Below are 14089 nucleotides of genomic sequence, written 5' to 3'. Positions count from 1 at the left end.
CCTGGTCCGCTTTCACTCAACGTTCATGGAGTTCAACACGATGAACCGTGGTCTTTTGCTGGGCCTGCTCAGCGTTTTTTGCCTGACGGCGCAGGCCGGGCCGCAGATCAATGTCGGCACCGTTTACGACTATCTGGAAGCCGACAAGAGCACCTATCTCAAACGGGTTTTCAACAGCGGCGACGCCACCGCATTCGTCAAGATCAATGTGCTCGAAATCGTTTACGACGACGCCGGCACGCCCAAGGAAATTGCTGTCGAGAACGCCGCCGATGGCGCCTCGCGCAACGGCCTGATGGCCAGCCCGGCGCGGCTGATCGTCCCGGCGCAAGGCATGCAGGGCACACGCTTGCTGTACATGGGCGAACGGGATCGAGAACGCTATTTCCGCGTGCGCTTCGTGCCCGTGGTGCCGGAAAAGGAAGACGATTTTGTCGTCACCGGTGAAGAGCGGGAGGATTACAAAAAGTCGTTGTCGGCCGGCGTCAACGTCATGACCGGGTTCGGCACGATCTTCTTTGTCCGCCCAAGAGACGCGCGTTACGCCACGGCGATCAACGAAACCGAGAGTCGCTACGAACTGCGCAACAACGGCAATACCGTGGTGATCGTCGATGAGTTCAAGAGCTGTTCGCTCAGCAAGGAAAGCGATTGCGGGGCGACCACCAAACACCATGTGCTGGCGGGCAAATCCTTTGCCTTCAACAAGGAAAAGGGCCGTGAGTACCGCTTCTTTCTGATCGAAGGCAGCGACAAGAAAACCATGAAAGTCGCCAGCCGCTAGGCCGGTTTTCCATTCACGCATCAGGTAGCCAACATGATCAAGCAATGCACCGCCGCCCTGCTGGCGGTCGCCGCCACGTTGACCGCGGCTGTGACGTGGGCCGCCCGGGAGGAGCACACCTTCGAAGTGTCGCTGACCATTCCCAGCCGACCCTTTTACATCGTCCCGGCACAACCGGACTGGATTCACCGTCCGCAGGTGCTGGCCTGGCAACACGCCACGGACAGCCTGGGCAATCTGGAAAAATCTTTCGACATGCGGCATGACAGCAGCGCCATCGAGGCGCGTCTGGCCACCGAGCCATTCCTTGATACCGGCACAACGGGTGAAGTGATTGAGCTGCGGGTGACGTTCCATGACGTCGTGCTGAGTTCGCACATCATTCCGCAACAAGTGCTTTCGGAAGAAGAGGCGGCTGTCGGTAAACGTGTGCTGCTGAAAATCGAACCCATCAAACCGCCGGGTGGCTACCGCCCCGGTCATTACAGCGGCAACGTCGTGCTGTTGTTCAGCGCCAGCGCGCCAAACGGCAATGACGCTGATGCCTGAATGTCTTACGCGGTGGGTATCGCAAGCACGACCAGGGTCCGTCGGCAGATTCGGCCAGCCTGAAACGCTCGCCGAATGCCGTGTGATGGTTTCAGAGTCCGGCCCTGTCGAGGGCTTCGCGACTCAAGGCGCGGGATAGCTCGTTGCGCTCGTAGCTGATTTTGTCGGCCAGCTTCCTGTACTCCCGGTCGCTGCTGAACACCTGGCTGTCGAGCTGACGGAATTTTTCTTCGTACAGGCGCAGGTTCTCCTGATAACGGTCAGGATAGGTATTGCGCAGGTAATCCTCCCAGAAAGGATCGGTATAGAGATCGATCATGCCGTTGACCAGGCCATCCCCTTGTTCGCGCTGGATGATTCTCTGGTAGGCAGCGTTGAGCTTTTCCTCGGTGACCCCGGCCCGAGGCTGCACAGGCATGCCCTCCGCTTGCCAGGGCAAATCCAGACGCTCGCCCAGGCCCGCTTCGAACGCCCGATGAATCTGAATTTCGTCCGGCGCCGGCAGGCGCGGATCGATCAGGTGTTGCTGCTGCTGACGACTGACCTCCATGGCGGCCTCATCGCTGACCCGATCAAGGCGCGCCGCGCTGCGCGCCAGACGCACGAGTCTGTCTTCCAGCTGCGGGGCCGATGCCGTTTCGTTCCAGGCCTTGGACACCAGGACTTTGAGCCCCAGTGAATTGAACAGCTGCTGGCCCAGATCAGCGCAATCCTGTGCAGACACGTTCTGCTCGAAGAGCTTTTTGCGCAGATGTTCGTCGAGCGCCGCCGCATCGACCATGTCCCAGACCCGTGCGGTCAAATTCCGCCGCCCCGCGTCAGTCCCGTAATCGGCGGATTCGCGTTGCTTGCGGATCACGCTGAAAAAGCCGGCGGAATCAGGCTCGGCCATCAGGTCATGCCAGGACTGCTCGCGGTACCGGCTGAAGGCTGCCGAGGGGTGGGACGGATCCGCATTGGCGGGCATCAACTTCCAGTAATCAAGCTCATCGGCGGCGGCGGATGAATAACCGGGCACGACGCTCAACCCTACCGACTGGCGATACTCGCCAAGACGCCGCAACTGGTCGCCGTCGAATTTGGCAACACTGATCCGTGCGCGAGCCAGCAGGCGCGCCTGATCGCTACCGGGTTCGACCCGGGGCAGGGTGTCCAGCGGATTGTCTCGCATGTCCAGGTAGAAGCCTTTCGGGCGCTGCCGTATCTGTCCATCGACTTCAAGCCATCCTGCCGGCCAATCGCGAATGCGCGTATTGACCAGGTTCAGTTCGACCAGTTGCTCCATGCGCCCGATATCCGGCGGCACACGCAGGTTGTTGCCATTGAGATTCAGGCTGTGCAGGCGGGTGAGATTGCTCAGGCGCGTGCTTGAGTCATAGGTCAGTTCAATGCTGTTGTGCGACAGATCCAGCGTCTGCAACTGATGCATTTTTCCGAGGGCAGCCGGCACCTCCTTGAAACCGCAGCGTTGGGCGCTCAATTGCCGCAGATTCGGGAAACTCGCCAGCAGGCTGTCCGGTGTGGTTGAAAGCGCAACGTTGGTGATGTTCAGTCCGGTAATCCGGTCGAAGTATTGCTGCATCCCGGGACGCCGTCGCAAGTCGCGCCACCATGACTCAAGGTTCGGTAGCGGCAGTTCGGCTGAAAGGTCCAGCGTATAGCCGTGTTCCGGATGGGGATTGCGTGCGCCGGGCCGTTCGTTCTCGCGTTTGAAGCACTTCCTCAACTGCTGCTCGATGTACAAGCCGCCCTCGCGGACGAAATCCGTTGGCAGCGCGATCAGTTCCCCGTTGTCTTCAATGACGGGGGTGTAACTGCTGCGCCAGCTGTCGAGGGCGTTGTCGAGCACTTCGCGTTCGCGCTCAAGGTCGGCGATGGCGCGTTCGCTGTTGCCCTTTTTTTCCAGCGTCATCAGGAAACCCGCGACCTCTCTGTCGTTGAGTTTCGGGTACAACTGTCTGAGCCGCTGTTCCGGGGTTTTTGCCGCCCAGGGCCAGCCGCGTAGAAGAATCTCCGTCTCGCGGGGGGCGACCGTTCGGATCGGCGGTTGCGCCAGAGCAATACGGCGTTCGGCTGGCGGGGCGCACTGTTCCATGATCCACAGTTTCAAGGCGCGGCCCTGACCGCGCTGATAACCGGTACTCGCCAGCGTTTCGAGCGGTACGGCGCGCAGGATGGCTTCGTGGAAATCGCTACTGTCATGCAGCAACTGACCCTTGGCGTCGCGCACTTCATAACGGCCTTCGCCACGCCTCAGCAGCTGCCTTACAGTACTGGCGTCCTGCGGCCCGACACTGCAGCGCAACGGACCGTGCGGGCTGCCGTCGAACACTTCGATGCGCAGGTCGGCAAAGGTGTCGGTGTGGATTTTCAGCGTATTGAGCGCCAGGCGTTCGGTCTGTTCAGTCATCAGATCGTCCCGGTAAAAACCGTCGTAAGCGCGACTGGCCGACGCCTCGAAATCCAGCTCCCGGGCCTGATTCTTCAGGCGTAGCGGCAAGTGCTGTTCGTCGCTGATGCGTTGCCGTTCGGCGACGCGAGCCTGGCTCAGAACCGTCTCCGCCAAGGGCAATGGCAGATCCGGAAACGACTGTCTGATCACGGCAATGTCGGCGTGGCCGTTGCGCTGCCCGGCCTGGTACAGATGGCGGGCGACGGCGCTGCGCTGCTGATTGAGTGCGTCGGCCAGTTGACTGCGCAGGACCTCGACCCGTTGCTCGGCAGTGACCATCGGGCCGAGCAGATGATTGAACTCGTCGTCGCGCAGGAACCCGGCGACCCGCTCGGGCAAGTGTCCGGCGTTGAGATCAGCCTGGCTGATGCGCAACGTGTCGGCTTCGGACGCCAGCGGGTTGCCGTATTTATGCGAGTAGCCGGTCAGGTCCTGACGCGCGAAAACCTCCAGCGCGCGTCGCGGCGGCCAGCCCGGCAGGCTGGTCAGCATCGGCTCCAGCCATACCGCATCGGCATCGATCGGTTTGCCGTTACGCAGGTTCTGCACAGCCTCGATGACATCCTCGTATGCACTGACGCGCCTGACCGTGTCGGCCAGCAGCGGCGGTGGCGGGCTGTTGTCGCTGTGCATGCGACGCAGTTCATCGTGGCTGGTGCCGCTGCTGCGCCGGATGTCCTCCAGTTGCACAGGCGTAAAGCGCTCGACGCTGTGGCCCAGGCGAGGCATCAGCCGGGCGTCGGGCCAGTCGCCTGGCGATTCTGCTTCATGCAGCCAGGCGCCGTGACCGTTGTGTTCGATCCTTGGCTGGTAGGCATTTTCTCGATTCGGATGTTTGATCCGGTGAGTTTTGCTGGTGGCATCGGCGGAGGCTTTTTCCACCACGTAGAGCTTGCCTTCCAGCGGCAGGACGCTGGCGCTGGCATGTTGATGCAGGCCGTGACGATCGGGCTTCGATTGCGCTGCCAGGCTCAGCTCGTCGCGTGCATAAGGGCTTAGGTCGCGATGCCACAGGCTTGGTTTGCCGTCGGGCAATTTGACCTGTTGCATGGCATCGACCTGCGGTGAGAGTTTTATCCGCAACGTTTCGCCAATCTGCGCGCCGGCGCCGAACGCCGCCAGTTGAATTACATCGGTCACCACACTGATGACATGTCCGGCAGCTTCCTCCCAGACGCCTTCGGCCAGATCGACGATGCCTTCAATTACATCGCTGGTCAGTTGATAGGCGGTATAGGCCATCATCACCTCGCCCAGACCAGGCACAAAGGGCGTGGCAATCAGCAGGGCGACGTTGAAAATGTCCGAGACGATCCGCTTGAAGTTGTCCCACCACGCCCAGCGTGCGTTGCTGTCGGCATCGGCGGTCGAGACAGCGATTTGCCGCGCATCGTTGATGATCTTGTTGAGTTTCTGCTGATAGACGTGCCGCCAGTAATCGCCCTGCAACGGCAAGCGCGTGAACTGCAACCTGGGCTTTTCCACCGGGTCCTTGCGCCACACCGGGCGCTGGTCGGTGCTCTGCTCGCGTTCGTGATGGCGGACGACGAACAACCGCTGTTCGAGTTCGGCAAAAAAATGCCCACGTTGCTGCTGATCGACAAACTGGCTGAAGAATTGCCGGTACGTATGCCCGGTCGAGGCGCTCAGGCGGTCCTCGCGCAACTGGCGGGTCAGTTCGTCACGAAACGCCGCCAGCGACTCGTACTCCTTGAGTGGATGATCCGGATCGTGCGGCACGTAGACGATCAGGCGTCGAACCCCACGACTGTCGGGGTGGCCGTGCATCAGCAACAGAATGCCGGTCAGGCGGGTACCGAGCATGGACAGGTCATTGCAGCGAATCGAACGGTTGTTGAGACGCAAGCGCGGGTTTTCCTCTGTGCTGAAGCTGAGCACCATCCTGAAGGTGTCGTACTGGATCTCTGCCTTGAGCAAGGCGATGTGCGCCGCGACGGCGAGGGCGTCTTTGAGGCTGGTGCCGATCTTGTATTGCAGAAGGCTCTCGGCCAGCGCTTCGCCGGGCAGCAAGTAGCCCTGCAAGTGCCTGGCATATTGCCCGCCCAGGTCGAGGTCGCGACACAGTGTCTGGAACTGGCTGATGGGCATTTGGTTTTTGAGCGGCAAGACGTCGAAGTGGCCGCGCGCATCAGGCTGGCTGATGTAGTCCGAGCCTGCGCCGACCGTCTCGTTGGCGGCAAAGTTGTGCAGAGCGGCATCGAGCAGTGAGACCGTACGGGTCGTCGAACCGTCGACCACGTCGATTGCATACCAGGGACTGCTGGCGGGAATGTACAGGCGCAGCCAGGTCTTCCTGACGTCCGGCTCGATGCCATGGCATTGCTTGATCCTAGCTTTGAGCAGCGGCTCGGCGAAGGCGTACAGGTCGGTTCTGGCCAGCAGATGATCGACCTTGTTCTGCGAGTCCCAGGCCTTGAGATTGGCGGCGGCGAGTCGGCTCGCATACGTACCGGGTGCGCTGTACCAGGGTTCGCGCTTCAGTGGCGTGGCGGCGAGTGCCAGGCTGCGGCTGAGCGTTGCAGTTTTGAACGGCGCGCTGACAGCCGATTCGATGAACGCGTAATGCCGGCCTTTGTCGGCGGCTTCGGCAGGCTGAGGGGAGTCAGACATGGCCAATCATCCTTGATTGTTTGAGGAATGATCAGCGTACCGGCGGCAGGGCAAAACAAAAGTTCAAAGATCGGGAGCCAAACGTGTGATCGGCTCAGCGATGCGACAAGAATTCGAATCGGAACAATGCACGAATACCACCTTTTGCGCCGATGGCCTTCGGCGCGACGTGCAGACCACGTTCGGTCAGTGCAGCGCCGATGCCACCACGGGCGCCTGTGGCGGTTGGCACTGTGAGTCGCTGCCCGGTTGCAGATACGGCGTGAGAATCGGCGCCATGCCTTTGAGTACCTGCGTAGGCAGGGCCGAGGTGAACTTGAAGTTCTCCGCCGAGCGCCCCGGGACGAACGCGGTGAGGGTGCCGAAATGGTGGTCGCCGATGTAGAACACAAAGGTCGCCGTGCGGTTGATCGACTTCGAACTGATGATCCGCCCGCCAGACCCGATCGCCGCAATGCGGTTATCGCCGGTGCCGGTCTTGCCGCCCATGGCCAGCGGTGTGCCGTCGGGCAGTTTGAAACTGCCGGACAGCCTTCTGGCGGTACCGGCGTCGACCACTTGCGACAGCGCCTCGCGCATGGCCCGGGCCACTTCAACCGGCATCACGCGTTTGCCCACGTGCGGGTCGTTGATCAGCCTGGTTTCATACGGCGTATCGGCAGCAAAGTGCAGGCTGTCGATGCGCAGCGTCGGCATGCGCACGCCGTCATTGAGGATGGTGCCGATCAGCTCGGCGAGCGCGGCGGGACGGTCGCCGGAACTGCCGATGGCCGTGGCCAGTGACGGCACCAGGTGATCGAACGGGTAGCCGACTTTCTGCCAGCGCTGATGAATGTCGAGGAACGCTTCGATCTCGAGCATGGTGCGAATACGACTGTCTCGCGCACCCTTGTGCCGGCTCTTGAACAGCCAGCTGTAGACTTCCTGGCGCTCGAAATGGCTGGCCTTGACGATCTCGCTGAAGGTCGCTTCCGGGTGATGCAACAGATAACCCATCATCCACAGGTCCAGCGGATGCACCTTGGCGATGAAGCCTTGGTCAGGCAAATCGTAACTGCCGGGGCCATAGGAATCGTAGAGGCGGATCAGACGGTCGTCGGTGAGTTTTTCGTTGAGTTTGGTGCCCTTGAGGTGCGAGCGCACGAAGCGGTTGAAGTCTTCCTGACTGGCCTCCGGCAGCAGATAGCGATGCACCGCCGCCATGCGAATCGGCGTCGGGCGGATGCTGTCGAGGAAGGTTTCCAGGCGCGCCTGGGTGTCCTTGTTCTTGTACTTCTTCCAGAACTTGAGCAGGAACGAGGTGCCTTCGCGGTCGGCGAAACTGGCCAGGTATTCCTGACGGCGCGGATCGCGATCATCCTTGAGCAATTCGCCGTTGGGACCTGAGTAGGTGGTGTAGCGGACGATGTCGCGCATCAGGCGAATGAATGGCAGGTTGATCGACTCGCGCAGCGAATCGCGCAGGGTCGGCAGGCGACCGTTGTCCTCTTTGCGGAAGTTGTTGAATCTGTGCAGCCCACCGCCGGTAAAAAACGCCTCGCCGGGGCTGGCCGAGTATTTGCGATCCAGCGCGGCGCCGAGCAGCTTCGACAGGTCGTGATCCTTGTTCTGGATCAGGTAGTCGATGACCCAGCGGCTGAGGCGGTCCTGATCGGGCACTTCGACTTTTTTCAATTCTGCCACGCCCATCGCGCCGTATTTGTCGTGCAGCTCGGCGACGATTTGCAGGTACGTGGTCAGCACACGCATTTTCGCCGTCGAGCCGAGTTCAAGCTTGCTGCCTTCGTTGATGTCGAACGGCTGATCGGTGCTGTCGGTCTGCACGCGCACCCGCGAGCCGTCCGGGGTCAGTTCGAACAGGGTGAAGCTGTAACGCACTTGCGTGGTGCTGGTGGGTGTCAGCAAGCGTTCGCCGAGCAGACCGATTTCTGCTGCGTAGGCCGGGTCGGCAAGTTTTTTCAGATAAGCCGTGGCCTGCGTTTGCAGATCGCCCTGCAGGGTGCTGGTGGCCGACAGGTCGAGGCGATCGAGGTCGTACAGCGGGCGATTGAGCATGCTCGCCAAGCGGCTGCGGGCAACACTGATGCCCTTGTTGGTTTCAATCGGCTGCATCGTTGGCTGGGTCTGCCAGTCGCGATACGACACGGTGCTCGCCAGCGCAGCGTCAGCGAGGGCGCTGTCGATCACGCCGTTCTGCTTGAGCAGGCGCAGGTGGCTGTCGGTGAGGCTGGCCAATTCGTCGCGACCCTTGGTCAGGTAATGCGAAGGGCGGCGCTGGGCGATCATCAGCGAGAGCATTTCACGCAAGGCCAGGCCTTTGGCGGCCATGGTTTGTGGGTCGGTCTTCGGGCTGTTCAGTTGCTCGTTGGCCTTGTTGAAATCACTGCCGTACCAGACCCGCAAACCTTCGGCCATGCCGTGCACTTCACCGTGGCCGGGTACTGCCGAGAGCGGCACGCTGTTGAGGTAGTCGCGCACGATGTTCTGCCGCGAACCGAGGGTCTCTGGGCCATCCTGATAGGCGCGCACGCTGGCGGAAATCATCTGGCGGATCTTCTCCGCGCCCGACACGGTCAGGCCATCGGGTGAGTGGCGATACTTCTCCAGTTGCGTTGCCAGGGTGCTGCCGCCGGCCGATTGCCCGGGCAGGTGCAGCAACTTCGCCACTTGCGACCACGCGGCCATGCCGAAGCGCGGCCAGTCCACCGCCGGGTTGGCCAGCGGCTGTTTCGGGTCGAGGAGAAAGCGGTTTTCGATGAACAGCAGGCTGCTGACCACCACCGGCGGAATCGCCGCGAAGTCGGCATACAGTTGCTGCGGATAGTTGTATCGATACAGCGGCGCGCCTCGGCAGTCGGTGATCGACAACCCGGCCTGGATCTTTTCCGAGTACGGCACGAACAGGCCTTTGTCGGTGTAACCGAGCAGGGCGGGGGAGAAGCGCGTTTGCTCGGTGATCACGTAATTGCGCTTGAGCAGGCGTGGCAGGAATTCGTCCAGAGAGCTGTAACCCAGGCGCAGATCGAAAGGGCCGTTGCCCGGATAACGAATCGCTTCGCTGGGACCGGGTTCCAGTTTGTAGGTCAGCGAAGCGGCGTACTGGCTCAGCTCCCGCGCCTGAAAGCGCGAAGTGCGCATTTCCTTGGACGCGGCGAGCCCCACCACCACCGCAATGATCAAAAACAGCAACCAGAAAGCCTTCCACCCGTGCCGCTGACGACGGGGTTTTTCAGGGACAGGCGCTTCATTCACACGTTCAGTCTGAACCACGGTTTTACTCGAATCGGTTTGCCACAAAGCGCCCATAGTCGACTGATCCATTCACGCAGATTGATCGGACTTGTCTGAAGCTTAGACGGTGGTTGGAGCCGGTGAAGAAAATGTGCAGAGCGGAGGAGACGGCTTGTCTGAATAACTGGAACACACACTGTGGCGAGGGGATTTATCCCCGCTGGGCTGCAAAGCAGCCCCAAAACCTGCCACCACAGTTTCTACAGGCCCACCGCATGTGAGCAAGTTGCGACTGCTGCGCAGCCGAGCGGGGATAAATCCCCTCGCCACAAAGAGGCTGTTCACATCCCCATGATGTGTCTGTGTGGGCATGGATTCAGTTGGCTAACAGATTCATCAGTCATGCGGGGACTCCCTGTGGCGAGGGGATTTATCCCCGCTGGGCTGCAAAACAGCCCCAAAACCTGCCAGCACGGTTTCTACAGGCACACCGCATGTGAGCAAGTTGCGCCTGCTACGCAGCCGAGCGGGGATAAATCCCCTCGCCACAAAAAGGCTGTTCACATGCCGGGATGTTGTCAGTGTGAGGGATTCAGGCGGCTAGCCGATTTATCAGTCATGCGGGGACTCCCTGTGGCGAGGGGATTCATCCCCGCTGGGCTGCAAAGCAGCCCCAAAACCTGCCACCACAGTTTCTAAAGGCACACCGAGTCTGAGCAAGTTGCGCCTGCTGCGCAGCCGAGCGGGGATAAATCCCCTCGCCACAAGGATGCTGCTCACATCCTCATGATGTGTCTGCGTGGGCATGGATTCAGTTGGCTAGCCGATTTATCAGTCATGCGGGGACTCCCTGTGGCGAGGGGATTTATCCCCGCTGGGCTGCAAAGCAGCCCCAAAACCTGCCAGCACGGTTTACGCAGGCACACCGCATGTCAGCAAGTTGCGCCTGCTACGCAGCCGAGCGGGGATAAATCCCCTCGCCACAAGGATGCTGCTCACATCCCCATGATGTGTCTGTGTGGGCATGGATTCAGTTGGCTAGCCGATTTATCAGTCATACGGGGACTCCCTGTGGCGAGGGGATTCATCCCCGTTGGGCTGCAAAGCAGCCCCAAAACCTGCCAGCACGGTTTCTACAGGCACACCGCATGTGAGCAAGTTGCGCCTGCTACGCAGCCGAGCGGGGATAAATCCCCTCGCCACAAAGAGGCTGTTCACATGCCGGGATGTTGTCAGTGTGAGGGATTCAGGCGGCTAGCCGATTTATCAGTCATGCGGGGACTCCCTGTGGCGAGGGGATTTATCCCCGTCGGGCTGCAAAGCAGCCCCAAAACTTGCCAGCACGGTTTCTACAGGCACACCGCATGTGAGCAAATTGCGCCTGCTACGCAGCCGAGCGGGGATAAATCCCCTCGCCACAAAGAGGCTGTTCCCATGCCGGGATGTTGTCAGTGTGAGGAATTCAGGCGGCTAGCCGATTTATCAGTCTTGCAGGGACTCCCTGTGGCGAGGGGATTTATCCCCGCTGGGCTGCAAAGCAGCCCCAAAACCTGCCACCACAGTTTCTACAGGCCCACCGCATGTGAGCAAATTGCGCCTGCTACGCAGCCGAGCGGGGATAAATCCCCTCGCCACAAGGATGCTGTTCACATCCTCATGATGTGTCTGTGCGAGCGATGGACTCCCTGTGGCTAGCCGATTCATCAGTCATGCGGGGACTCCCTGTGGCGAGGGGATTTATCCCCGCTGGGCCGCGAAGCAGCCCCAAAACCTGCCAGCACGGTTTCTACAGGCACACCGAGTCTGAGGAAGTTGCGACTGCTGCGCAGCCGAGCGGGGATAAATCCCCTCGCCACAAGGATGCTGTTCACATCCTCATGATGTGTCTGTGCGAGCAGTGGATTCCTTGGCCACAGCGATGCTGTCACATCCCGGGAGGTTGTCTGTGTGAGGAATGAATTCACTTACTCCAGAGAGCTGTTGCGCTCAGAGCCAGCAGGTATCCCAAAGCGGGTAATCACCGAGGTTATCGACCAGCCCGGCTCGCAAGGGATTATTGATGATATAGCGGGCGATGGGCTCCAGGTCCTCGCCGTCACGGATCGCTCGGTCATGGTAGCCGGTTTGCCACAGCGGTCCGTGACGTCCGGTTTTTCTGTTAACCGCATGCGTACAGCGAGCCTTTACACCGCCAATGACTTCACCAAGTGAGCCGCGTTGCAATTGCATCAGCCAATGAAAGTGGTCAGGCATGACAACCCAGGCGATGGACTGCGCGACTCCTTGCTCATGAGCCCGGCGCAGTTCTGCAACCAGTAATCGGCCTGTCCGCCAATCTGCAAATACAGGCTGGCGTTCGTGGATGACAGAGGTGATGAAGTAGGCACGACCGTTTTCCGAGAAACGACCTTGGCGCAGACGGTGGGAATTGGGGCGGACTGGCATGTGAGCTTCCTTGCATATGCTCCTGACTTTTTCAAAGGTTAGTGGTTGGCCGCCTCGGTCGGCGCTGCAACTGTTGAGCGAAATTTCTGAATCCGCCGGGCGATTTATCCGTGATGTAACGCGAGGAGAGACATCGCACAGTGAATCAAATACCCCAGGGCTGAAACATGACGCTGCACCATTGCTGTGCAATACTTCGCGGCTTTTCAGTGGCGACTTTTCCTACGTAATGCAGGTAATGCCTCTCCGCAGAACCCACTATTGCCGAGAGTTGTCGCTGAATGTTGTGACTTTTAGAGTGAAAAATCCTGCCCTGAGCTTTTTATACTGCACGCCCCGCTGATCTTTCAGGCCTGCCCTGCAAGACGCGTCTGCCCACAAAGCCGACGCGGTTTCCTGCCCAGCTAAGGCCTATCGGCCGACGCTTCGAAACCCGGTGGTCATATCCAATAACAAGACGAGGTTGTACCCCTATGCCTGTTGGCAATCCTCTGCCGCACGGCGACACCGCTTCGGGCGGTCCGCTCAAACGTGAACTCGGCGAACGGCATATCCGCCTGATGGCGCTCGGTGCCTGTATCGGCGTCGGTCTGTTTCTCGGTTCGGCCAAAGCCATCCAGATGGCCGGTCCGGCGATCATGCTCTCTTACATCCTTGGCGGTCTGGCGATCCTGGTGATCATGCGCGCCCTCGGTGAAATGGCCGTGCATAACCCGGTGGCCGGTTCGTTCAGCCGCTACGCGCAGGATTATCTCGGTCCGCTGGCCGGCTTTCTCACCGGCTGGAACTACTGGTTTCTGTGGCTGGTGACCTGCGTCGCGGAAATCACCGCCGTGGCCGTGTACATGGGCATCTGGTTCCCCGATGTGCCGCGCTGGATCTGGGCCTTGGCAGCGCTGATCAGCATGGGCTCGATCAACCTGATCGCAGTCAAAGCCTTCGGCGAATTCGAATTCTGGTTCGCCCTGATCAAGATCGTCACCATCATCGCCATGGTCATTGGCGGCGTCGGCATCATCGCTTTCGGTTTCGGTAACGATGGCGTGGCGCTGGGCATTTCCAATCTATGGGCGCACGGCGGTTTCATGCCCAACGGCGTGACCGGTGTGCTGATGTCACTGCAAATGGTCATGTTCGCCTACCTCGGTGTCGAGATGATCGGCCTGACTGCCGGTGAGGCGAAGAACCCACAGAAGACCATTCCTGACGCAATCGGCTCGGTGTTCTGGCGGATCCTGCTGTTCTACGTCGGCGCGCTGTTCGTGATTCTGTCGATCTACCCGTGGAATGAAATCGGCACCCAGGGCAGCCCGTTCGTGATGACCTTCGAGCGTCTGGGCATCAAGACCGCCGCCGGCATCATCAATTTCGTGGTGATTACTGCGGCGCTGTCGTCGTGCAACGGCGGCATCTTCAGCACCGGGCGCATGCTCTACAGCCTGGCGCAGAACGGTCAGGCCCCGGCGGGCTTCGCCAAGACCTCGAACAACGGTGTGCCACGCCGGGCACTGCTGCTGTCGATCGCGGTGTTGCTGCTGGGCGTAATGCTCAACTATCTGGTACCGGAAAAAGTCTTCGTCTGGGTCACCTCGATCGCCACCTTCGGTGCGATCTGGACCTGGGTGATGATCCTCCTCGCCCAGCTGAAATTCCGCAAAGGCCTGAGCGCCAGCGAACGTGCCGGGCTCAAGTACAAGATGTGGCTGTACCCGGTCAGCTCGTACTTCGCGCTGGCGTTCCTGGTACTGGTGGTCGGCCTGATGGCGTACTTCCCGGACACCCGCGTGGCGCTGTATGTGGGACCGGCGTTTCTTGTGCTGCTGACGGTGTTGTTTTACGTGTTCAAGTTGCAGCCGACGCAAGTGACGCAAGGTTCGGTGCGTTCGGTTTCTTGAACCTTAAGTGCGTAAACAACGAAGCCCTGATCGAGAGATCGGGGCTTTTGGGTTTTATGGGCAAGGCGATTAACGGTCAACGCCTTAAAATCGCACGGGAAG

General features: G+C 60.2%; 6 protein-coding genes. 3 read left to right on the top strand and 3 right to left on the bottom strand.

Translation table 11 applies throughout. The features are described 5' to 3' along the window. The first annotated feature begins 40 nt into the window (after window positions 1–40). Both AB4N85_RS16185 and AB4N85_RS16180 read left to right on the top strand, forming a co-directional pair. Window positions 41–784 carry a molecular chaperone gene (locus tag AB4N85_RS16185; protein ID WP_150638601.1) on the top strand — a complete coding sequence of 248 codons (744 nt, stop codon included), beginning with the start codon at window positions 41–43 and terminating at the stop codon, window positions 782–784. 33 nt (window positions 785–817) lie between these two features. Next, the gene (locus AB4N85_RS16180; protein WP_305381475.1) at window positions 818–1333 is read left to right on the top strand and encodes a fimbrial assembly protein; all 516 of its coding nucleotides are present in this window, start codon (window positions 818–820) and stop codon (window positions 1331–1333) included. A gap of 91 nt (window positions 1334–1424) precedes the next feature. Here the strand turns inward: AB4N85_RS16180 and AB4N85_RS16175 are convergent, their stop codons facing one another. The 3 genes from AB4N85_RS16175 to AB4N85_RS16165 form a co-directional block, all read right to left on the bottom strand. Then, window positions 1425–6416: a dermonecrotic toxin domain-containing protein gene (locus AB4N85_RS16175; protein ID WP_460065042.1), complete on the bottom strand. Its 4992-nt coding sequence runs from the start codon at window positions 6414–6416 to the stop codon at window positions 1425–1427. A 186-nt stretch (window positions 6417–6602) separates the two neighbouring features. After that, window positions 6603–9722: a biosynthetic peptidoglycan transglycosylase gene (locus tag AB4N85_RS16170; RefSeq protein ID WP_460065040.1), complete on the bottom strand. Its 3120-nt coding sequence runs from the start codon at window positions 9720–9722 to the stop codon at window positions 6603–6605. A gap of 1911 nt (window positions 9723–11633) precedes the next feature. After that, window positions 11634–12092 (bottom strand): REP-associated tyrosine transposase, encoded by a 459-nt coding sequence (locus AB4N85_RS16165; RefSeq protein ID WP_056790088.1) that lies wholly within the window; start codon window positions 12090–12092, stop codon window positions 11634–11636. Between the two features lie 473 nt (window positions 12093–12565). Between AB4N85_RS16165 and AB4N85_RS16160 the strand changes: the two genes are divergently transcribed. Continuing rightward, window positions 12566–13987, top strand: a complete 1422-nt coding sequence (locus tag AB4N85_RS16160; RefSeq protein ID WP_095181733.1) for an amino acid permease — start codon at window positions 12566–12568, stop codon at window positions 13985–13987. Window positions 13988–14089 lie beyond the last annotated feature (102 nt).

This window comes from Pseudomonas sp. H1_G08, assembly GCF_054681355.1.
Note: the sequence above shows the minus strand (reverse complement) of the source record. Positions and strands in the feature narration are given on the sequence as shown.